Source organism: Arthrobacter sp. G119Y2 (assembly GCF_038069765.1).
Taxonomy (GTDB): Bacteria; Actinomycetota; Actinomycetes; order Actinomycetales; family Micrococcaceae; genus Arthrobacter_B.
In genome coordinates this window covers 285,713-307,126 of the sequence record NZ_JBBPFS010000005.1, presented here as the reverse complement: position 1 = coordinate 307,126, position 21,414 = coordinate 285,713, and the positions used below count along the sequence as shown (strand labels likewise).

The following is a 21,414-nucleotide window of genomic DNA, read 5'->3' as shown; positions in this document are numbered from 1 at the left end:
GCTGATGGTTGGGATGGCACGCGGAACAGGCCGCAGGTGCCGGAGAGCTTAGACGACGGGCATGGGGATGCCGTTGAAGACCAGGCCGGCGAGTGAACCGCCGAGGATGGGACCGACAACCGGAACCCAGGAGTAGGACCAGTCGCTCTTGCCCTTGTTGGCAATGGGCAGCAGGGCGTGCACGATGCGGGGGCCGAGGTCACGCGCCGGGTTGATGGCGTAACCGGTGGGTCCGCCGAGGGAGGCGCCGATGGCGACCACCAGCAGGCCAACGGCCAGGGGGCCGAGCTCATTCGGGGTTCCGCCGAACGAGAGAATGACGAAAACCAGAACGAAAGTTCCGATCACTTCAGTGACAACGTTCCACCCGTAGGACCGGATGGTCGGACCGGTGGAGAAAACGCCCAGGATGTTTGCCGCATCCGGCTCGTCGTCGAACTGCTTCTTGTACGCCAGCCAGGCCAGCACGGCGCCGAGCATCGCACCCAGCAGCTGACCCGCCAGGTAGACGAGGACGGACACAAAACTGGTTTCCACGCCGGGAGCCAGGTCTGAACCGTTGAAAATCAATCCGAAAGTCACAGCGGGGTTCAGGTGCGCGCCGGACTGAACCGCCACAAACACACCCGCGAACACGCCGAGACCCCAGCCGAAGTTCACCATGAGGGTTCCGCCCCCATTGCCCTTCGTTTTACTCAGCGCCACGTTCGCCACCACACCGCAACCAAGCAGTATCAGTATTGCCGTTCCCGCCAACTCACTGAGGAATACCTCACCGAGAGTCACCATTGACTTCTCCATCCTTCTGATCAGATTTACCGGCTGATGCTCAACCGGCCTGGAATAACTCTGTCATGACTCTGCCCCCACCCAGGCACGCAGGTACCACGCGCGCGGTATTTCCACTTGCGCAGTATCTCGATCTTGCACTATGCAAGCAAGGACTCCACCATAACCGGGTATACCCGTGCTCCGCGGCGCGCGCCGGGGCCGGCTGGGCCGGGTCGGAACCCCCGCCGAGCCCACGGGCAATTCCGCCGGCGGCGGCCGCACTCGGTAGAGTCTTGAGCATGGAACCGGCCCCCGCACAGACCCTCAATAACGGCGTCCACCTGGACCAGGTGGGCTTCGGCACCTACAAGGTCCCGGCAGCGGACGCCGCCCGGCTCGTTTCCGAGGCGCTCGACGCCGGATACCGGCATATCGATACGGCAGCCCTGTACGGCAATGAAGAAGGCGTGGGCGAGGCCATCCGCACCTTTACGGCCGCCCGCGGCGTGTCCCGGGACGAGATATTTCTCACGTCCAAAGTGTGGAACTCGGACCAGGGCTACGACCGCACGCTGCGTGCTTTCGATGCCTCGATGGACCGGCTGGGCCTGGACATTCTTGACCTGTACCTCATCCACTGGCCCTGTCCGGAGCGCGGCCTGTTTGTGGAAACCTACCGCGCGCTGCAGGAGCTGTACCGCTCCGGCCGCGTCCGGGCCATCGGCGTCTCAAACTTCCAGCCGTCCCACCTGCGGCAGCTGCTGGACGCCGCCGACGTTGTCCCGGCCGTGAACCAGATTGAGCTGCACCCCTGGCTGCAGCAGCGCGAACTGCGTGCCCTGCACGACGAGCTGGACATCCGCACTGTCGCGTGGAGCCCGCTGGGGCGCGGCGCCGTCCTGGCCGATCCGGTCATCGCCGCGGCGGCCGCCGAACTCAAGGTGTCGCCGGCACGGGTCATCCTGCGGTGGCACATGGAACAGGGGAACATCGCCATCCCCAAGGCCAGCTCCCCGGAGCGGATCGCGGAAAACCTGGATCTCTTCTCGTTCGAGCTGACCCCGGACCAGCGGACCGCCATTGCGGGCATGGACCGGAACCAGCGCTCCGGATCGCATCCGGATGAGGTGAACTAATGCGGACCGCAGCCGGAAACAGCAGCACCGACGGCATCAGGCTGCAGCGCCGCGCTGAGGTCCGCACTTTTCCGGTGCGCGGCACGCTCCAGCGCTGCTGGGATTTTCCCGCCCTGCCCGACGGCGACGGCGACGGCGCTTCAGCCGCGCTGCCCCCGATTTTCATGGTCCACGGCTTCCGCGGCGACCACCACGGCCTGCTGCGCATTGTCGAGGCGCTGCCGCGGCACCGCGTCCTGGTTCCCGACCTTCCCGGCTTCGGTTCCGCCGAGCCGCTGCCCGGAACGCACGACGTCGACGCGTACGCCGGCTTTGTGGCGGCCGCGCTGGACGGCGGAGTGCCGGGACTCGGGCCGGACACCGTCCTGCTGGGCCATTCCTTTGGTTCGATCATCGCCTCCCGGGTGGCGGCGGACCAGCCCGGGCTGATCAGTGAACTGGTGCTGGTGAATCCCATCTGCGAACCGGCACTCGAGGGACCCAAAGGCATCACGAGCAAGGCAGCCGAACTGTACTACCTGGCAGCGGCACGCCTGCCGGAGCGCCTGGGCATGGCCCTGCTGCAGCACCCGGTGATCGTGCGCGGCATGAGCATCTTCATGGCCAAGACCCGCGACCCCGGGCTGCGCCGCTGGATCCACGGCCAGCACCGGGCCTACTTCAGTGCTTTCGCCAACCGGAACGTGGTCCTGGACGCCTTCCGGGCCTCCATTTCCTCCACCGTCCGGGACACGGCAGCGCGGCTGGGGATGCCGGTCCTCCTGATTGCCGCCGAGCGCGATGACCTCGGCTCAGTGGCCGGCCAGCGCAGGCTCGCCGCGCTGATCCCGGACGCCGAGCTGCACGTGCTGCCCGGCGTCGGGCACCTGGTGCATTACGAGGCCCCTGCAGAGGCCGCGGCTTTGATCACCGATTTCCTGGCCAGGAGGCACCCGTGAGCCTGCGTATTGCCGTTGACGCCCGGTTCACGCGGACCGACCACCATGACGGAATCAGCCGCTACGGCGCCTCCCTGATCGAGGCAACCGCCCGGCATGCCGAGGTGCTCATGCTCATCTCGGACGAGCGCCAGCTGGCGCTGCTGCCGGATCTGCCCTGGGTGAAGATCAACAGCCCGCTCTCCCCTGCCGAGCTGCTGGTTGCCTTCCGCCTCAACCGGCTGGGCGCCGACGTCGTTGTCTCCCCCATGCAGACGATGGGCAGCTGGGGCCGGAAGTATCCGCTGATCCTGACCCTGCATGACCTGATCTACTACTCCAACCCGACGCCGCCCGGCTTCCTGCCGCTGCCCGTGCGCCTGCTGTGGCGCCTCTATCATCTGGCGTACTGGCCGCAGCGGCTGCTGCTGAACCGGGCCGACGTCGTCGCCACCATCAGCGACACCACGCGTTCCCTGATGGCCCGGCACCGGCTCACGAAGCGGCCGGTGCGCATCGTCGGCAATGCACCACAGCCGGGTGCTCCGGTGCGGAATCCGGCGGACCCGCCGGAAAAGGCCCTGCTCTACATGGGCTCGTTCATGCCCTACAAAAACGTTGAAACCGCGGTGCGCGGAATGGCGCACCTGCCCGGTTACACGCTGCACCTGCTGAGCCGTATTTCCCCGGCCCGGCGCAGTGAACTCCAGGCGCTGGCCCCGGCAGGCACCGGCCTGGTTTTCCACAACGGCGTGAGCGACGAGGAATACGGGGAGCTGCTCCGCTCAGCCACCGCCCTGATCACCCTGTCACGGGCCGAGGGCTACGGACTTCCGATGATCGAGGCCATGGCCGCCGGAACACCGGTGGTCGCCAGCGACATCCCCATTTTCCGGGAAGTTTCCGGCGGCGCGGCCCTGCTGACGGACCCGGACAGTCCCGAGGCGTTCGCCGCCGCTGTCCGGGAACTGTCCGATCCGGACCGCTGGGCCCGGGTTTCGGAGGCCGGCCTGCGCCGGGCCGCCGAATACTCCTGGGAGACCTCGGCCCGCCAGCTGCTGGAGGCCGCCGCAGAGGCGATGCGCCTCCGCGGCGGAACGGCCCCTCCTAGCCCTCGAGCGTGACGATCATCTTGCCCTTGTTGGCGCCCTTCATCAGGTCGATGAAGGCCTGCGGGGCGTTCTCGAGGCCCTCCACGAAGGTCTCGTCATAGCTGACCCTGCCGTCGCGCAGCCAGCCGGACATCAGTTCCGCGAACTCGTCGGCGTACTGGTTGTAGCTGCCGACAATGAAGCCGCGCAGGGTGAGTTCCTTGCCGATGGCCAGTGCCAGGTTCCGGGGCCCGGTGGGCGCATCGGTGGTGTTGTACTGCGAGATGGCGCCGCACATGGCGATCCGTCCGTACTTGTTCAGCACGGCAATCGCGGCTTCGAGGTGCTCGCCGCCCACATTGTCGAAGTAGACGTCGATGCCGTCCTCGCCGGCGGCTTCCTTCAGCTGCGCCTTGACCGGGCCGTCGTGGTAGTTGAACGCGGCGTCAAAGCCGAGGTCAAGCAGGCGCTGGACCTTCTCTGCGGAACCGGCGCTGCCAATGACCTTCTTTGCTCCCAGAGCCTTGGCGATCTGGCCGACCAGGGACCCGACGGCGCCCGCGGCACCGGAAACGAAGACGACGTCGCCTTCCTTGAACTCTGCAACCTTCGTCAGGCCGGCATAGGCGGTCAGGCCGGTCATGCCCAGCACACCCAGGTAGGCCGTGGCAGTAGCCAGCGCGGTGTCGATGATGCGGGCACGCCTGCCGTCGAGGACGGCGTAGTCGCGCCAGCCCAGGCCGTGCAGCACGAAGTCTCCCGCCTTGTGGTTTTCGGAGCGGGATTCAATGACCTCACCGATCGCGCCGCCGTCCAGCGGGGCATCAAGCTGGAAGGGCGGAACGTAGGACTTGACGTCATTCATGCGTCCGCGCATGTAGGGGTCCACGGACATGTAGCGGTTGCGGACCAGGACCTGCCCGTCCTCCAGTTTCTGCACGGGGACTTCAGCGAGCCGGAAGTTCTCCTCGGCGGGCCAGCCTTCGGGGCGGGACACCAGCTGGATTTCGCGGCCGGTCTCGGGATAGTTGGTCATGGAATGCCTTCCTTTGCTGGGCACGGGGCCCGGTGGGGATATGCGGAAAAATGTCGTTCTCAGCGTGCCGCTGCGCGCAGGGCCGCCGTCACCTTCGCGAGGGTTTCCTGCAGCGCGCGCAGTTCTCCGGGCTCAAGTCCGGCGGCTTCGGCAACCCGCTGCGGCAGGTGCAGGGCTTTCTCCTGCAGGGCACGGCCGTTTTCGGTCAGGTGAACCTCGACCCGGCGCTCGTCGGCGGTGGAGCGGCGGCGGTGCAGCAGCCCTGCGGCTTCGAGCCGCTTGAGCAGCGGTGAGAGCGTGCCCGAATCCAGCTCCAGGGACCGCCCGAGATCCCGGACGGTCACGCCGTCGTTCTCCCACAGGACCGTCAGCACCAGGTACTGCGGGTAGGTCAGGCCCAGCTGCTCCAGCAGCGGGCGGTACACGGCCGTGGCCGCCCGGGAGGCCGAGTACAGCGAGAAGCAGACCTGGCGGTGGAGGGAATCGTTCATTCCCCGAACCTAACGCACAATTGAGTTGTGCACAACCAAAGCTCGGCGTTCTGGGTTTTTGAGACGGACCCGACGGCGTCCTAAACTGCTGGTATTCGAGCGCGGCGGCGCTCTCCGGCATGATTCCGCACGGAACAAGGGAGTTGATACCGATGAATTCTCGGTTCGATCCGGCACCGGGATTGGACCTGCCCGACCCGCAGCTTTCCGGCTTTGAAGGGCCTGCGGAAGCCAGCGGCATCCCCGTGGATCTGTACCACGGGGAGGACCACTACATTTTGAACGCCGACCTCCCGGGCCTGGACCCCGGCTCCCTGCATGTCGGCGTCCGGGGACGGGTCCTGACGGTCAGCGGGCACCGTACCCTGCGGGATCTCGCCGGATCGGACTGGCTGGTTCGCGACCGCCGCCGCGGACTCATCGAACGGCAGGTGCTTCTGGGTCCGGAGGTCGACGCCGCCAACATCAGCGCGCAGTACAGCTGCGGCGTCCTCAGCGTCTTCCTGCCGGTGGATCCGGCCCGCCGGCGGCGGAAGATCGACGTCCGGCACGACACCGGGGCAGCCGGGGCGTCCTGACCCCGTTCCTCCGCGCCGGGCCCGCCGGGCCCGTCTACAGGACGTCCGTGCCGTCAACCCGCACATACACCGGATCACCGGTGCGCTTGGCGGACACTGCAGCCTTGGCGGACCGCATTGCTGCGGTCACTGCCGGAGCTGCGGCGTAGGAAAAGAACAGCAGTGTGCGGTAGCGGCCGCCGGTGCCGCCCAGCTGACCGTCGCGGTGCACCGGAACCGGGCCGGGCGGATCCTCCAGGGGCGCCGGCCCCACCACCCGGGTCTCGGCCGGCAGGTCCAGCCGGGGCAGGAAGGCCGCCAGCGCTTCCCGCGACCCGGTAAGTTCGGCGTACCGGACGGCCGGCGGCAGGCCCAGCTCGCCGCGCAGCGCCAGTTCGCGTTCAGCGGCGCCGGCCGGATCCCAGCGCAGCAGGTGCCCGACGGTTGACGTGTCGTCGGCGGTAACCACCACCAGGCCCTTGTCTCCGGCCGGGCGCACCAGGGCCGCGGCACTGAACCACCGCCGCAGGGTCTCCTCCCCCGCCCGCAGCGACTCCCGCGACATCATCGCGTTTCCGTCCAGCAGAATGGCAGCGGCATAGCCGCCTGCCGCCACCGGTTCCGCACCCGGTGTTGCCACCACCAGGGCCGGGGAGTCCGGAACCTCGGACCGTACGTGGTCCCCTGCCGAGGAAATGACCGTCACCGAGGGAAAAGCCCGGCCCAGTTCCTCGGCGGTGCGTCCGGCGCCAGCCGCGGATCCGCGCAGGTGGGTGCCGCCGCAGTTGCCGCAGCTCCACACCGGTTCCGGCCGCCCGCACCAGCGGCAGGCTGGAATGCCGTTCCGGCTGGCCAGCCCCAGCGGGCCGGCGCAGGCGCGGCAGCGTGCCGGCTCGCGGCAGTCCTGGCAGGACAGCGCCGGCGAAAACCCCGTCCGCGCCACCTGCACCAGCACGGGGCCCCGGGTTAGTCCGTCCTGCGCCGCCTTCCACGCGGCATGCGGAATCCGCGCCCGGGCGGCCAGCGGATCCCGTTCCAGGTTGAAGGAATCCACGGTGCTGACGACGCGCGGCGCCAGCGACCGCACAGTACTGCGCTCGGCGGAAATGCTGGCCGCCCATCCGCTGGCGACCAGGCGCTGCGCCTCGGTGCTGCGTGAGTGCGAGGCCAGCAGCAGCGCCGTGTCCTCGGCGGCGGCCCTCAGCAGCAGCACGTCGCGGACGTGCTGGTAGGGCGCCCGCTGTTCGGCATGCAGGTCATCGGCGTCGTCCCACAGCACCGCCAGTCCGAGGTTGCGCACCGGCGCGTAGGCCGCGGACCGGGTCCCGATAACCACCTGCACGTCGCCGTGCAGCACCTGCAGGAAACTGCGGTAGCGGGGGGTGGGGCCGTCGTCGGCGGTGAGGCGGACAAACGACGCCGCACCGATGCGCTCCGCCAGTGCGGCCTCAACGCGGGCAAGGTCCTTTGCATCGGGCACGACGACGACGGCGCCGCGCCCGGAGAGCAGGGTTGCCTTTACTGCAGCGGCGATTTCCGCCGGCCAGGCCCCGGCGCCGTATCCGCCCAGCGACGAAAACACGGCCCGGGGGCTGTGCCCCGCGGCCAGGTGGGTCAGGAACCGCGGCCCGTGCGGATAACGCGTCCAGGGGTTGGGGCCGGAGCCTTCGGGACCGGACAGGACAGTCTCGGGTGACGGCAGCTCGCCCGCGGCTGACTGCTCATCGGAGGGGGCATCGGTGCCGGGGTTTGCAGCCGCAGCCGCTGCTTCCCGGGCCTGCGGCGTAAACTCCTTGTCCACCCGGGCGGCGCGCGGCGGCACCGCCACTCGGAGCACGTCATGGACGGTGCCGGAGTAGCGGGCCGCCACGGCCTCGGCCAGGCGCAGGATCTGCGGCGCGAGGACCGGCTGCGGCGAAACGACCTTTCCCAGCGGCATGAGGCGGGCCGAGGTGTCCGCCTCGGCGCTGCGGGCGGTAATGAAGCCCGACAGCTCCTGCCCGCCGAACCGGACCCGGACGCGCGCGCCGGGGACGGCGTCGGCGTCGAGGTTTGCCGGCACCAGATAGTCGAACGCCCGGTCCAGGTGCGGCAGCGGCGAATCCAGCAGTACCCGTGCGATGGGCAGCTCCGGTGCCGACGGCTGGGTGCCCAGGTTGCGGGACGGGGAGACAAAGCCGTGCAGCAGGGACAGTTGCCCGGTTTCTCCGGCCGGTTCCTGCTGCCCGGCCTTCCCTGCCGGTTCCTGCTGCATGTGCCGGTTAGGCGTTGAAGTAGCGGCGGAGGTCCTCGGCCTTGTCCTTGCGCTCCCAGGTGAACTCCGCATCCTCGCGGCCGAAGTGGCCGTTGGCAGCAGTCTTCTGGTAGATCGGGCGCTTCAGGTCAAGCGAGTTGATGATGCCCAGCGGGCGGAGGTCGAAGACCTCCTGGATGGCATCGGCAATGCGGGCCGGGTCCACGGTTTCGGTGCCGAACGTCTCCACGTAGATTCCCACCGGGTGGGCCATGCCGATCGCGTAGGCGATCTGGATTTCAGCGCGCCGGGCCAGCCCGGCGGCGACGACGTTCTTGGCCACCCAGCGCATGGCGTAGGCGGCGGAGCGGTCCACCTTGGACGGATCCTTGCCGCTGAAGGCGCCGCCGCCGTGGCGGGCGAATCCGCCGTAGGTGTCAACGATGATCTTGCGCCCGGTGAGTCCGGCGTCTCCAACCGGACCGCCGATGACAAAGGGGCCGCCGGGGTTCAGGATGTGCTTGACATTGGAAATGTCGAGCTCGGTGTTGGCCAGGACCGGCTTGATGACATGGGTGACCAGGTCCGCGCGGAGCTGCTCCAGTTCGACGTCGACCGCGTGCTGCGAGGAGATAACCACGGAGTCCACGGAAACCGGCCGGTCGCCGTCGTATCCGATGGTGACCTGCGTCTTGCCGTCGGGGCGGAGGTAGTCCAGGGTTCCATCCTTGCGGACGGCCGTCAGGCGCTCGGACAGCCGGTGTGCCAGCCAGATGGGCGTGGGCATGAGGACGGAGGTCTCATCCGAGGCATAGCCGAACATGATGCCCTGGTCCCCCGCGCCCTGCACGTCATAGGGATCGGCGTTCTTGCCGGCACGGTTCTCCACGGAGTTGAACACTCCCGAGGCGATCTCCGGAGACTGCTGGCCGATGGACACCGAGACGCCGCAGCGGGCGCCGTCGAATCCGTTGGCCGAGGAGTCGTACCCGATGCCGAGGATGGTGTCGCGGACCAGCTGCGGGATCTCCACATAGCCCTCGGTCGTGACCTCCCCGGCCACATGGACCAGGCCGGTGGTGACCAGGGTCTCCACCGCCACGCGGGACTCGGGGTCCACCTTGAGCAGGCCGTCCAGGATTGCGTCACTGATCTGGTCACAGATTTTGTCCGGGTGACCTTCAGTGACGGATTCCGAGGTGAAAAGACGCAGCCCGTCGCGGGCAGCTGAAAGTAGTACTGGAGCATCTGGGAAAGTCACGTGTTTTACTCTACTGGGTCTTGGGCCGGGCCCCGAATGCCGGGGGCGGCCTGTGGACGTGATCCCGCGCCGGCAGGACCCGGCTCAGCGGACGGGAAGCGCCGCGGAGAGCTCCTGCGATATCCGGGCGATAATCCGTCCGGCAATCTCGGTCTTGGTTCCGGTGTAGGTGGGGGCGGGCGCCGTTTCGGAGTCGGCGGGTGAAAGCAAAGTCACTTCCGTAACGTCCTGGCCGAACACCAGGGACACGCCCACCCGGTTGAGCACCAGCAGTTCGCAGCCCTTGCGGGCCAGTTTCTGCCGCCCGTAGTCCAGCACTTCGGCGGTTCCGTCGCCGGTTTCCGCTGCGAATCCGACGATGACCGAGGGAAGGGCTCCGCCGCCGGGCGTTCCCGAAGCGTTCCGCTCCTGCACGGCCTCGGCGAGGATGTCCGGGTTGCGGACGAGGGTGATGACCGGGTCTTCGCCGTCGTCGCGCTTCTTGATTTTGGTGTCGGAGTTCCGGTCCGGCCGGAAGTCGGCCACGGCTGCCGCCATGATGAGCACATCGGATGCAGGCGCCGCGGCGTGCACGGCCTCCCGGAGCTCCAGCGCAGTTTCGACCCGGATCAGTTCCACCCCGTCCGGAGCCGGAACGTCCATGTGCGCGGCGATAAGGCGGACACGCGCGCCGGCCGCGAGGGCGGCGCGGGCCAGGGCGACACCCTGTTTGCCGGAGGACCGGTTGCCGAGGAACCGCACCGGATCCAGCGGTTCGCGGGTGCCTCCGGCCGTGACGGTCACGGTCCTGCCCTCGAGTGCACCGGAAACCCCAAATGCAGCGGAAAGGTCGGAGGAAGGGAGGGCGGTGCCGTCCGCCGCGTTCCCGGCGGCGGGGGCAGGCGCGGTGCCGGCGTCCGGAACCGGAAGGCCGGCGGCGGCCAGGGCAGCCGCAAAGATGTCTTCAGGGTCCGGCAGGCGGCCGGCGCCGGTGTCCTTCCCGGTCAGCCGCCCCACTGCCGGTTCCATCACCAGGACACCCCGGCTGCGCAGCGTCGCCACGTTGGCCCGGGTAGCCGGATGGGACCACATTTCGGTGTGCATGGCGGGAGCAAAAAGGACCGGCCCCCGTGCCATCAGCAGCGTATTGGTGAGCAGGTCATCGGCCTGCCCCGCGGCAGCACGGGCCAGAAGATCGGCGGTGGCCGGTGCCACAACAATTAAGTCCGCCTCGTGGCCGAGACGGACATGGTTGACCTTCTCCACCTCGTCGAAGACCGAACTGGAGACGGTGTTGCCGGACAGGGCCTCCCAGGTGGCCACCCCGACAAACCGGGTGGAGGCTTCGGTGGGAATGACCGACACGTTGTGTCCGGCCTCCGTGAAAAGACGCAGCAGCGACGCGGACTTGTAGGCGGCGATGCCGCCGCCCACACCCAAGACAATGCGCACCGCTGCTGCTCCTGACCCCGGCCGAAGCGGCCGGCTGTTTCGAAAGGGCCGCCCGGTTCAGGACGGCGGTGCCTTTATCCGGCAGGTAAGACTATTCGGCCGATTCGACCGGACGGCTGACGAGCATGCCTTCGTTGATCTCGCGCAGGGCGATGGACAGCGGCTTCTCGTTCAGCTTGGTTTCCACCAGCGGGCCGACGTATTCAAACAGGCCCTCGTGCAGCTGGGAGTAGTAGGCGTTGATCTGGCGTGCGCGCTTTGCGCCGTAGATAACCAGGGCGTACTTCGAGTCTGCAACGTTCAGCAGGTCGTCGATCGGCGGGTTGATGATGCCTTCAGACACAGTAGACACAGATTCTCCAAAATCTTTTGTACGGGATGTTGCGGTGCGTCAGCGCGGGCGCGGACTGATTCCCATGAGTGATACAAGCTCAGCTGCTGCCCGCTGGACGTCATCATTTACCACGGTGTGATCGAACTCGGGCTCGGCAGCAAGTTCCAGTTTAGCGGTTTCCAGCCTTTGCTGCTGCTCTTCGGGCGTTTCGGTGCCGCGTCCGACCAATCGGCGCACCATTTCGTCCCACGACGGCGGGGCCAGGAACACGAAATTGGCCTCCGGCATGGATTCCTTGACCTGGCGTGCCCCCTGCAGATCGATCTCCAGGAGTACCGAGCGGCCCTCCGCCATGGCGGACTCGACGGTGCTGCGCAGCGTGCCGTAGCGGTTGCGGCCGTGGACTACGGCCCACTCGAGCATCTGGCCCTCTTCTACGAGTGAATCGAATTCCTCGGCCGAGACGAAGAAGTAATGCACACCGTTTTCTTCGCCCGGGCGGGGCGGGCGGGTGGTGGCTGAAACGGACAGCCACACCTCCGGATAATTGTCCCGAATGAACGTGGACACCGTGCCTTTGCCAACTGCGGTTGGACCTGCAAGAACTGTCAGCCGCGGTTGCGACACTGGGGACCTCATTTGCTCTCGTTGTGACTCGGCCCCGACGGTGCGGCCGCAGTGAGAGCGGCCCCTAGTCGGACTCCAAATGTTCGATCAGCGCTTTGCGCTGGTGGACGCCCAAACCGCGTACACGGCGGGTTGGTGCGATACCTACGGTAGTCATTATTCCAGCTGCGCGGCGCTCTCCGACGCCAGGCAGTGCCCGGAGCAGATCCACCACCTTCAGGCGGCCTACTGCTTCCTCGGAAGACCGGGACAGAATGACCTCTTCCACGGACAATTCCCCGGTCTTGATTTTGGCCTTGATGTCAGCCCGGACGGATCTGGCTGCGGTGGCCTTCTCCCGGGCCCTGGTGCGCTCGTCTTCGGTCAGTGGCTTGAGGTTCAACAGACCCTCCCGGGCAAGGACTGGCCCGGCACAGCCGCACAAATCACAGCGGCGGTGCTGGGGCGGTGCTGGTGTATGGGGGTACGGTCTGAACCTATCCGCAACCCCGCCGCAATTGCAACGTGCACCGCTACCCGATCCCCTTCCCGCAGAATCCGCGCCCCTGTCCGGGTGAAGCGGCAGGGATCAGGCGGGGCCCAGCTCCCCCAGCGTCCGCCGTGCGGCATCCCTGAGCGCGGCGGGGTCCGGACCTGCCGCCAGGATGCCCCGGCTGGACGTGGCCAGGACGTTGGGCCAGGCCGGCCCGAAGGTGGACCGCAGGTCCGCACCGGTTGCTCCCTGCGCTCCGAGGCCGGGAGCAAGGATGGGCGTGGCGGCTGCAGCGGGGTCCAGGCCCAGCTCCGTCAGGGCGGAACCGACGGTTGCGCCGATCACCAGCCCGGTGGACCCCAGTGCCCCGCCCCGCGCCACGGCACCCGGAGCGCCGCCGGGCTCGCCCAGTTCACGGATGTTTTCGGCCGCGGCTGCCTCCATGATGCGGCCGGCAACGGAGGCGGCCCCGCCCGCATGCTGCACGGACGCGCCTTCCGGATTCGAGGTCAGCGCCAGGACAAACACGCCCCGGCCGGTCGCGGCAGCCAGGTCCAGGGCCGGACGCAGCGACTCGAATCCCAGGTACGGGCTCAGGGTCACGGAGTCCGCCGCCAGGGCGGATCCGTCCCGCAGCCACGCGTCCGCATAGGCGGCCATGGTGGAGCCGATGTCGCCGCGTTTGGCGTCCGCAATGCTGAGCATCCCGGCGTCGGTGCAGGCGGCCAGCACCCGTTCCAGGACGGCGAGTCCCGCGGACCCGTGGCGTTCAAACAGCGCCACCTGCGGCTTGACGGCGGCTGCCTGCTCCCCCACCGCCTCCAGGACGGTGAGGGAGAAGCGCTCCAGGGCCGCGGCGTCGTCGTTCAGTCCCCACGCGGCCAGCAGTGCGGGGTGCGGGTCAATCCCGACGCAGAGCTGGCCGCGGGCGTCCATGGCTGCGCGCAGCCGGGCACCGAAGGGGGGACGCCCCTCAGGCATCGGATGAAGCCTTGAGCTTGGCGGCGTGCTCCTGCAGGGACGTGACGTCCCACTCGTAGGAGCGCATTGCCTCGATCGCCTGGACGGCAGCACCGAACTCGGAGACCGTGGTGACCACCGGGCAGCCGATGGAGGTGGCGGCTGCACGGATTTCATAGCCGTCGCCGCGGGCCTGGCCGCCGGAGGGGGTGTTCACCACCAGGTGGATCTCACCCGCGGTGATCAGGTCGGCCACGGTGCCTTCACCGTTGGGGCCGGTGCCCTCGCTGACCTTGCGCACGGTGGTGGCCTGGATGCCGTTGCGGCGCAGGACCTCGGCAGTGCCGCCCGTGGAGAGGATCTCAAAGCCCAAATCCACCATCAGCTTCACCGGCATAATGATGGAGCGCTTGTCCCGGTTGGCAACCGAGACGAAGATCTTCCCCTCGGTCGGCAGTGCGGAATTGGCCGCTGCCTGGGACTTCGCAAACGCCGTGTCGAAGTACTTGTCGATTCCCATGACTTCGCCCGTGGAGCGCATTTCCGGGCCGAGCAGCGAATCCACCACGGTGCCCTCGGGAGTGCGGAAGCGGCTGAACGGCAGCACGGCTTCCTTCACGGCCACCGGGGCGTCCAGCGGCAGCACCGAGCCGTCACCCGCGGCAAACAGCTTGCCGGCGGCGCGCAGCTGCGCAATGGTCATGCCGGTGCCGATCAGGGCAGCGGCCTTGGCCAGCTGCACGCCGGTGGCCTTGGACACGAACGGCACCGTCCTGGAGGCGCGCGGGTTGGCTTCGATCACGTACAGGATGTCCGAGGCGAGGGCGAACTGGATGTTGATCAGGCCGCGCACGCCGACGCCGGACGCGATAACCCGGGTGGCCTCCCGGACGCGGTCGACGACGTCGGTGCCCAGGGTGATCGGCGGCAGGACGCACGCGGAGTCACCGGAATGGATGCCGGCTTCCTCGATGTGCTCCATGATGCCGCCCACGTACAGGTCGGTGCCGTCGAAGAGTGCATCGACGTCGATCTCGATGGCGTCTTCCAGGAACCGGTCCACCAGCACCGGATGGTCCGGGGTGATCTCCGTGGCGTTGGCGATGTAGCGCGAGAGGTTCGCCTCGTCGTAGACGATTTCCATGCCGCGGCCGCCGAGCACGTAGGACGGGCGGACCAGCACGGGGTAGCCGATTTCGTCGGCGATCTTCTTGGCGTCGTCGAAGGAGACGGCGGTGCCGTTCTTCGGGGCGATCAGCCCGCCCTCGTCCAGCACCCGCTGGAAGGCGCCGCGGTGTTCGGCCAGGTCAATGGCTTCCGGCGAGGTGCCCAGGATCGGGACCCCCGAGTCGGCCAGGGCCTGTGCCAGTTTCAGCGGGGTCTGGCCGCCGAGCTGGACGAAGACGCCGAGGACTCCCCCGGTGCGCTGCTCCGCGGCGATGACTTCCAGGACATCTTCGAGGGTCAGCGGTTCGAAGTAGAGGCGGTCGGAGATGTCGTAGTCGGTGGAGACCGTCTCCGGGTTGCAGTTGATCATCACGGTCTCGTAGCCCGCTTCGCGCAGGGCCATGGTGGCGTGCACGCAGGAGTAGTCAAACTCGATGCCCTGCCCGATCCGGTTCGGTCCGGAGCCCAGGATGATGATGGACGGCTTCTCGTGCTGCGCCACCTCGTCCTCCTCGTCGTAGGAGGAGTAGTGGTAGGGGGTGTAGGCGGCGAACTCCGCGGCGCAGGTATCCACGGTCTTGTAGACCGGGCGGATGTTCAGCGCGTGCCGGACACCGCGGATCACGGCCTCGGGCGTGTTGGTCAGCGCGCCGATCTGCTCGTCCGAGAAGCCGTGCCGCTTGGCCAGTCGCAGGATCTCCCCGTTCACGGTGCCGGCGCCGCGGATTTCTTCGGCCACTTCGTTGATCAGCACGAGCTGGTCCAGGTACCAGGGGTCAATCCCGGTGGCCTCGTAGAGGTCCTCGACTGACGCCCCGCCGAGCAGCGCCTGCTGGACCTGCTTGAGCCGGTCCGTCGTCGGCCGCTTGGCCGCTTCGATCAGGGCCGGCACGGCGTCGGCGTCCACCGGCGCGAAGGACAGCGAGGCACCCTTCTGTTCCAGGGAGCGCAGGGCCTTCTGCAGGGCCTCGGTGAAGTTGCGCCCGATGGCCATGGCTTCGCCGACGGACTTCATGGTGGTGGTCAGGGTGGGATCGGCGGCCGGGAACTTCTCGAAGGCAAACCGCGGGACCTTGACCACTACGTAGTCCAGGGTGGGCTCGAAGGACGCCGGGGTCTGCTTGGTGATGTCGTTCGGAATTTCGTCCAGCGTGTAGCCCAGCGCCAGTTTGGTGGCGATCTTGGCAATGGCGAAGCCGGTGGCCTTGGACGCCAGCGCGGAGGAGCGGGAGACGCGCGGATTCATCTCAATGACGACGACGCGGCCGGTGTCCGGCTCAATGGCGAACTGGATGTTGCAGCCGCCGGTGTCCACGCCCACCTCGCGGATCACGGCGATCGCGATGTTGCGCAGGTTCTGGTACTCGCGGTCCGTCAGTGTCATGGCCGGGGCCACGGTGATCGAGTCGCCGGTGTGCACGCCCACCGGGTCGAAGTTCTCGATCGAGCAGACGACCACCACGTTGTCGTTGCGGTCCCGCATCATTTCCAGCTCGTATTCCTTCCAGCCGAGGATGCTCTCTTCGAGCAGCACCTCGGAGGTGGGGCTGTACTGGATGCCGGCGCCGGCAATGCGGCGAAGGTCCTTCTCGTTGTAGGCCAGGCCGGAGCCGAGGCCGCCCATGGTGAAGGAGGGGCGCACCACCATCGGGTAGCCCAGTTCTTCGGCGGCGGCGAAGGCCTCGTCCATGCTGTGCACAATGATGGACTTGGCGGATTCGGCGCCGCAGCGCTCGACAACGCCCTTGAACTTTTCGCGGTCCTCGCCGAGTTCGATGGCGGCAATGTTGGCGCCGATCAGCTCCACGTTGTACTTGTCCAGGACGCCGTTCTTGTCCAGGGCGATGGCGGTGTTCAGCGCCGTCTGGCCGCCCATGGTGGGCAGGATCGCGTCGGGGCGTTCCTTGGCGATGATCTTCTCCACCACCTCGGGGGTGATGGGTTCCACGTAGGTGGCGTCGGCGAACTCGGGATCGGTCATGATGGTGGCCGGGTTGGAGTTCACCAGGATGACCCGCAGGCCCTCCTCGCGCAGCACGCGCAGCGCCTGGGTGCCGGAGTAGTCGAATTCCGCGGCCTGGCCGATCACGATCGGACCGGAGCCGATGACCAGGACGGACTTGAGGTCGGTTCTGCGGGGCATTAGAGGGATTCCTTGATCTTGCTGGCGTCGGTCGAGCTGGAGTCCATGAGGTCCACGAAACGGTCGAAAAGGTACGCGGAGTCATGCGGGCCGGCGGCGGCTTCGGGATGGTACTGGACCGAGAACGCCGGGATGTCGAGGCAGGCGAGGCCTTCCACGACGTCGTCATTCAGGGACACGTGGCTGACTTCCACGCGCCCGTAGCGGGCCTCGGGTGCGGTAACCGGGCCGTCCAGCGGGGCGTCGACGGCGAAGCCGTGGTTCTGGCTGGTGATTTCCACCTTGCCGGTGCGGCGGTCCATCACCGGCTGGTTGATGCCGCGGTGGCCGTAGCGCAGCTTGTAGGTGCCGAAGCCCAGGGCGCGGCCGAGGATCTGGTTGCCGAAGCAGATGCCGAAGAACGGTATCCCGGTGTCCAGCACGTCCCGCAGCAGGTTTACCTGCACGTCGGCGGTGGCGGGGTCGCCCGGACCGTTGGACATGAACACGCCGTCGGGATTCAGCGCGGTGACGTCCGCGAGGGTGGCGGACGCGGGCAGGACATGCACGCGCACGCCGCGCTCGGCGAAGCGGACCGGAGTCATGGACTTGATGCCCAGGTCCAGGGCGGCCACGGTGAAGCGCGGCTCGCCCTCCCAGCCGTGGTCCTTCGGCTCAATGACGTAGGACGCCTCCACGCTGACCTCTTCGGCCAGGCGGGCGCCGGCCATGGACTCCTGGGCCAGCACGTCTGCCAGCAGTTCGGAATCGGGGCGGTCCGCCGCGGCACCGGAGAAAATGCCGGCCTTCATGGCGCCGCGCTCACGCAGGTGCCGGGTCACGGCCCGGGTATCGACGCCGGAAATGCCGACGACGCCCTGCGCCGCGAGCTCTTCGTCCAGGGTGCGCTCCGAGCGCCAGCTCGACGGACGCCGGGCGGCATCCCGGACAATGTAGCCGGCCACCCAGATGCGGCGGGACTCGGCGTCGTCGGTGTTCACGCCCGTATTGCCGATGTGCGGCGCGGTCTGCACCACCAGCTGGCGGGCATAGGAGGGATCGGTGATCGTTTCCTGGTAGCCGGTCATGCCGGTGGCAAAGACTGCCTCGCCCAGGGCAGTGCCCTCGGCGCCGTAGCTGCGGCCGCGGAACGTGCGTCCGTCTTCAAGCATCAGGACGGCTGCGGTCGGGGTGGGTGTGGGCTGCACGGTCACAGGTGTTCCTCGCTTGTTTCCGCCGGTTCGGCCGGCAGGAGTTCGGTGATGGCTGATACCAGGGGTGTTTTGTCTTCGGCGGAGCGGGTGCGGAACCCGGTGTCCACGGCGGTGGAGCCGAGCTTCCAGGTCACGATGACCAGGCCTTCCTTTTCCACGAATTTTCCGGCCATGCCGCGTTCCAGGCGGACGGCTTCCAGGTCCGCCCCGGGGATCCAGACGTCGGGGGCGCCGCTGCGGACCAGGAGCAGGCCCTCGTCAAAGACTGCGGCCGTGGCGTTGGACTTTACGCCCAGTCCGTAGACGGCAATCCGGTCCAGCCAGTCGCCGGCGGTGGTGGTGCAGACGTACTGGCCCAGGGCCTGGAACCGGGGTTCCTCCAGGCCGTCGGGCATCGGGACGGGCCGCGGAACGCCCTGCTGGCGTTGCCGGCGTCCGCGCCAGCCCAGGGCAAACAGGCCCAGGAGCACAATAACCAGGGCAAGCGTGCCCAGGGCGAACATCAGGCGATCCATGCGGACTCCTCTGTGGAAACGGGGTGAGGTGTGTTCAGGACGCCATCCAGGACCGTGGGGTGGCCGGCGAAGAAGGTCGCCTGCACCACGCCGGGCAGTTCCAGGCCGGCAAACGGTGAGTTGCGTCCCTTTGAGGCCATCTTATTCGGGTCCACCGTGCGTCGCGCAGACGGGTTCACCAATATGACGTTGGCCGGTTCACCGGCCGCCAGCGGCCGTCCCTGGGATTCGAGCGCCCCGATGGCCGCCGGAGTGATCGACGTCACGCGGGCAAAGCCCTCCCAGTCCATCAGTCCGGTGTCGATCATGGCGTGCTGGACCACCGACAGGGCGGTTTCCAGGCCGGTCATGCCCATCGCCGCCTGCGCCCACTCGCACTCCTTGTGCTCGGACGGATGCGGCGCGTGGTCGGTGCCGACAATGTCGATCGTGCCGTCCGCGAGGCCGTTGCGGAGGGCCTCGACGTCGGCGGCGGTGCGCAGCGGCGGGTTGACCTTGTAGACCGGGTCATAGCTGCGGACCAGGTCATCGGTGAGCAGCAGGTGGTGCGGGGTGGCTTCGGCGGTCACGTTGATGCCGCGTTCCTTGGCCCAGCGGATGATTTCCACGGACCCGGCGGTGGACACATGGCACACGTGCAGCCGGGACCGGGTGTGCTGTGCCAGCAGCACGTCGCGGGCAATGATCGATTCCTCCGCCACGGCCGGCCAGCCGGCCAGGCCCAGGACGGCGCTGACGTCGCCCTCGTTCATCTGCGCGCCTTCGGTCAGCCGCGGTTCCTGGGCGTGCTGGGCAATCACGCCGTCGAACGCCTTGACGTACTCCAGCGCCCGGCGCATCAGCACCGGGTCCGAGACGCACTTGCCGTCGTCGGAGAAGACCCGCACGCGGGCCCGGGAATCGGCCATGGCTCCGAGTTCAGCGAGCCGTTCGCCTTCCAGTCCGACGGTCACGGCGCCAACCGGGCGCACGTCCACCCAGCCGGACCGGCGGCCCAGGCTGTAGACCTGTTCCACCACTCCGGCCGTGTCCGCCACGGGGTTGGAGTTGGCCATGGCGTGCACTGCGGTGAATCCGCCCAGGGCGGCGGCGCGGGTTCCCGTCTCCACGGTCTCGGCGTCCTCACGGCCCGGCTCGCGCAGATGGGTGTGCAGGTCGACCATGCCGGGCAGGACAACCAGGCCCGCGGCCTCGATGACGACGGCGTCCTCCGGCGCGTCGAGGTCCGGCCCGACGGCGGCGATCAGGCCGCCGCGGATCAGCAGGTCGGCGGTCTCCCGGCCGAGGAGGGAGGCGCCGCGGATCAGGTAGGTTCCGGCAGCGGTTGCAGGGATGTTCGGTGCGGCGGTTGAGTCGCTGGGGGTCACAGTGCTAACTCCTGGGTGGCGGTGCCGGCCGGGGAGTTGTCACCGGACAGCAGAAGGTACAGGGCGGCCATGCGGACGGAAACTCCGTTGCTGACCTGTTCAAGGATGGTGGCCCGCGGCGAATCGGCGGCGCGGGAGGAAATTTCGAGGCCGCGGTTCATCGGGCCCGGATGCAGCAGGATGGTGTCTTTGAGGCCGAGCGTGTCCAGGCGGTCCAGGCGGACGTCGTCGAACCCCCACCGGCGCGAGTATTCACGCACGGAGGGGAAGAACGCCGACTGCATCCGCTCCCCCTGCACGCGCAGCATCATGACCGCGTCCGGACCTGATTCCAGCGCGTCGTCGAGGTCGTAGCTGACCTCGCACGGCCAGGACTCGACGCCGAACGGCAGCAGCGTGGGCGGTGCCACCAGCGTGACGGTGGCGCCCAGCGTCCGCAGCAGCCACAGGTCGGACCGCGCCACCCGGGAATGCAGGACGTCGCCGACAATCACCACGTGCATGCCGCTGAGATCGGTTCCGGTGGAGGCCGTGCCGTGCAGGCGGGCCCAGTGGCGGCGCATGGTGAACGCATCCAGCAGCGCCTGGGTGGGATGCTCGTGCGTGCCGTCGCCGGCGTTCAGCACTGAAGCATCAATCCAGCCGGAACCGGCCAGCCGCGCCGGGGCACCGGAGGAACCGTGCCGGATGACGACGGCGTCCGCACCGATGGCGGCCAGCGTCTGGGCGGTGTCCTTCAGCGACTCGCCCTTGGACACGGAGGATCCCTTGGCGGAAAAGTTGATGACGTCCGCGGAAAGCCGCTTGGCGGCGGCTTCGAAGGAGATCCGGGTCCGGGTGGAATCTTCGAAAAAGAGGTTGACGACGGTCCGGCCGCGCAGGGCGGGCAGCTTTTTGACTTCGCGCTGGGACACGGCCGCCATTTGTTCGGCGGTGTCCAGGATGGCCAGGGCGTCGGTGCGGCTGAGGTCGCGGGTGGAGAGCAGATGCTTCACAGAGCGCCCTCGATGACCACTTCATCAACCGCCGGCACGTCCGTCTCGCGCAGATGCACCCGGACTTTTTCCACGATCGCGGTGGGCAGGTTTTTGCCCACATGGTCTGCCCGGATGGGCAGTTCCCGGTGACCACGGTCCACCAGGACGGCGAGCCGGACAACCCGCGGGCGGCCCAGGTCCACTAGCGCATCGAGTGCGGCGCGGATGGTCCGGCCGGAGTACAGGACGTCATCAACGAGGACCACCACTTTGTCGTCTATTCCGGACAGCGGAACTTCGGTGGCGTGGGGTGTGCGGGTGGGCTGGCGGGCCAGGTCGTCACGGAACATGGTGACGTCGAGCTGCCCGGTGATGGCGGCGGGATCCACGGAGGGATCGGCGGCTGCAATCTTGTCGGCAAGCCGGCGGGCGAGCGGGTAGCCCCGGCGCGGAATCCCCATAAGAACGAGGTCTGCGGAGCCTTTGTTGGCTTCCAGGATTTCGTGGGCAATCCGGGTAAGCGCGCGGTCAATGTCAGCTGAAGCCAGAACGGTGCGTGCGGGTGCGGGTGCGCCCGGCGGGTTGGACAAGTCCATATTCTGCCTCCTCCTTCCCCGCCTCACAGGACGGAATTTAAAGGGTGAATGCGGTTTCAAGCTACCACAGCCGCGGCTGCCGGCTTCCTCTGTGACGCCGGCCCTGCGGACAACTTCGGGTCTTTTCTATCCCCAGTCC

The 21,414-nt window shown here is 67.9% G+C and carries 20 protein-coding genes; 4 read left to right on the top strand and 16 right to left on the bottom strand.

Going from position 1 to position 21,414, the window contains the following annotated elements; translation table 11 throughout:
• Positions 1-48 precede the first annotated feature (48 nt).
• A complete protein-coding gene (locus WKB88_RS13185) occupies positions 49-786 on the bottom strand; it encodes an MIP/aquaporin family protein (protein WP_341395098.1) in 738 nt (245 codons plus the stop codon).
• A 284-nt stretch (positions 787-1,070) separates the two neighbouring features.
• Between WKB88_RS13185 and WKB88_RS13180 the strand changes: the two genes are divergently transcribed.
• Genes WKB88_RS13180 through WKB88_RS13170 form a run of 3 tightly spaced genes read left to right on the top strand, consistent with a single transcriptional unit; the run spans position 1,071 to position 3,948 of the window.
• Positions 1,071-1,907: an aldo/keto reductase gene (locus WKB88_RS13180; protein WP_341394993.1), complete on the top strand. Its 837-nt coding sequence runs from the start codon at positions 1,071-1,073 to the stop codon at positions 1,905-1,907.
• On the top strand, positions 1,907-2,845 hold the full coding sequence (locus WKB88_RS13175; protein WP_341394992.1) for an alpha/beta fold hydrolase: 939 nt from the start codon (positions 1,907-1,909) through the stop codon (positions 2,843-2,845). Before WKB88_RS13180 ends, WKB88_RS13175 begins: the two co-directional genes overlap by 1 nt.
• Before the next feature lie 2 nt (positions 2,846-2,847).
• Positions 2,848-3,948, top strand: a complete 1,101-nt coding sequence (locus WKB88_RS13170; RefSeq protein WP_341395097.1) for a glycosyltransferase family 4 protein — start codon at positions 2,848-2,850, stop codon at positions 3,946-3,948.
• On the opposite strand, the gene WKB88_RS13165 is transcribed toward WKB88_RS13170, so the two are convergent.
• The gene (locus tag WKB88_RS13165; protein WP_341394991.1) at positions 3,932-4,951 is read right to left on the bottom strand and encodes an NADP-dependent oxidoreductase; all 1,020 of its coding nucleotides are present in this window, start codon (positions 4,949-4,951) and stop codon (positions 3,932-3,934) included. The two genes, WKB88_RS13170 and WKB88_RS13165, sit on opposite strands and share 17 nt — an antisense overlap.
• Before the next feature lie 59 nt (positions 4,952-5,010).
• Entirely contained in the window at positions 5,011-5,442 is a 432-nt protein-coding gene (locus tag WKB88_RS13160) for a MarR family winged helix-turn-helix transcriptional regulator (RefSeq protein ID WP_341394990.1), read from the bottom strand.
• Between the two features lie 152 nt (positions 5,443-5,594).
• On the opposite strand from WKB88_RS13160, the gene WKB88_RS13155 reads away from it, so the two are divergent.
• The gene (locus WKB88_RS13155) at positions 5,595-6,020 is read left to right on the top strand and encodes an Hsp20/alpha crystallin family protein (RefSeq protein WP_341394989.1); all 426 of its coding nucleotides are present in this window, start codon (positions 5,595-5,597) and stop codon (positions 6,018-6,020) included.
• Between the two features lie 34 nt (positions 6,021-6,054).
• On the opposite strand, the gene WKB88_RS13150 is transcribed toward WKB88_RS13155, so the two are convergent.
• The 13 genes from WKB88_RS13150 to pyrR all read right to left on the bottom strand — a co-directional run bounded on the left by WKB88_RS13150 (position 6,055) and on the right by pyrR (position 21,275).
• Entirely contained in the window at positions 6,055-8,253 is a 2,199-nt protein-coding gene (locus WKB88_RS13150) for a primosomal protein N' (protein ID WP_341394988.1), read from the bottom strand.
• A 7-nt stretch (positions 8,254-8,260) separates the two neighbouring features.
• Complete coding sequence (metK, locus tag WKB88_RS13145) at positions 8,261-9,493, bottom strand: methionine adenosyltransferase (RefSeq protein WP_341394987.1); 1,233 nt, start codon at positions 9,491-9,493, stop codon at positions 8,261-8,263.
• An 84-nt stretch (positions 9,494-9,577) separates the two neighbouring features.
• The gene (locus WKB88_RS13140) at positions 9,578-10,924 is read right to left on the bottom strand and encodes a bifunctional phosphopantothenoylcysteine decarboxylase/phosphopantothenate synthase (RefSeq protein WP_341394986.1); all 1,347 of its coding nucleotides are present in this window, start codon (positions 10,922-10,924) and stop codon (positions 9,578-9,580) included.
• Positions 10,925-11,015: 91 nt separating this feature from the next.
• Positions 11,016-11,276 carry a DNA-directed RNA polymerase subunit omega gene (rpoZ, locus tag WKB88_RS13135; RefSeq protein WP_152217989.1) on the bottom strand — a complete coding sequence of 87 codons (261 nt, stop codon included), beginning with the start codon at positions 11,274-11,276 and terminating at the stop codon, positions 11,016-11,018.
• A gap of 39 nt (positions 11,277-11,315) precedes the next feature.
• Complete coding sequence (gmk, locus tag WKB88_RS13130; protein ID WP_341394985.1) at positions 11,316-11,897, bottom strand: guanylate kinase; 582 nt, start codon at positions 11,895-11,897, stop codon at positions 11,316-11,318.
• Positions 11,898-11,949: 52 nt separating this feature from the next.
• Positions 11,950-12,267 (bottom strand): integration host factor, actinobacterial type, encoded by a 318-nt coding sequence (mihF, locus tag WKB88_RS13125; protein ID WP_152217987.1) that lies wholly within the window; start codon positions 12,265-12,267, stop codon positions 11,950-11,952.
• Positions 12,268-12,453: 186 nt separating this feature from the next.
• Positions 12,454-13,338, bottom strand: coding sequence for an orotidine-5'-phosphate decarboxylase (pyrF, locus tag WKB88_RS13120; RefSeq protein WP_341394984.1), 885 nt, complete (start codon positions 13,336-13,338; stop codon positions 12,454-12,456).
• Positions 13,331-16,627 (bottom strand): carbamoyl-phosphate synthase large subunit, encoded by a 3,297-nt coding sequence (carB, locus tag WKB88_RS13115; protein ID WP_341394983.1) that lies wholly within the window; start codon positions 16,625-16,627, stop codon positions 13,331-13,333. Before carB ends, pyrF begins: the two co-directional genes overlap by 8 nt.
• Positions 16,627-17,778: a glutamine-hydrolyzing carbamoyl-phosphate synthase small subunit gene (carA, locus tag WKB88_RS13110; protein ID WP_341395096.1), complete on the bottom strand. Its 1,152-nt coding sequence runs from the start codon at positions 17,776-17,778 to the stop codon at positions 16,627-16,629. Before carA ends, carB begins: the two co-directional genes overlap by 1 nt.
• Positions 17,779-17,816: 38 nt before the next feature.
• Positions 17,817-18,335 (bottom strand): PH-like domain-containing protein, encoded by a 519-nt coding sequence (locus tag WKB88_RS13105; RefSeq protein ID WP_341394982.1) that lies wholly within the window; start codon positions 18,333-18,335, stop codon positions 17,817-17,819.
• Positions 18,323-19,702: a dihydroorotase gene (locus WKB88_RS13100; protein WP_341394981.1), complete on the bottom strand. Its 1,380-nt coding sequence runs from the start codon at positions 19,700-19,702 to the stop codon at positions 18,323-18,325. Before WKB88_RS13100 ends, WKB88_RS13105 begins: the two co-directional genes overlap by 13 nt.
• On the bottom strand, positions 19,699-20,697 hold the full coding sequence (locus WKB88_RS13095; protein ID WP_341394980.1) for an aspartate carbamoyltransferase catalytic subunit: 999 nt from the start codon (positions 20,695-20,697) through the stop codon (positions 19,699-19,701). The genes WKB88_RS13100 and WKB88_RS13095 overlap by 4 nt, the downstream gene beginning before the upstream one ends.
• Positions 20,694-21,275, bottom strand: a complete 582-nt coding sequence (gene pyrR / locus WKB88_RS13090; RefSeq protein WP_341394979.1) for a bifunctional pyr operon transcriptional regulator/uracil phosphoribosyltransferase PyrR — start codon at positions 21,273-21,275, stop codon at positions 20,694-20,696. The genes WKB88_RS13095 and pyrR overlap by 4 nt, the downstream gene beginning before the upstream one ends.
• Positions 21,276-21,414: the final 139 nt, after the last annotated feature.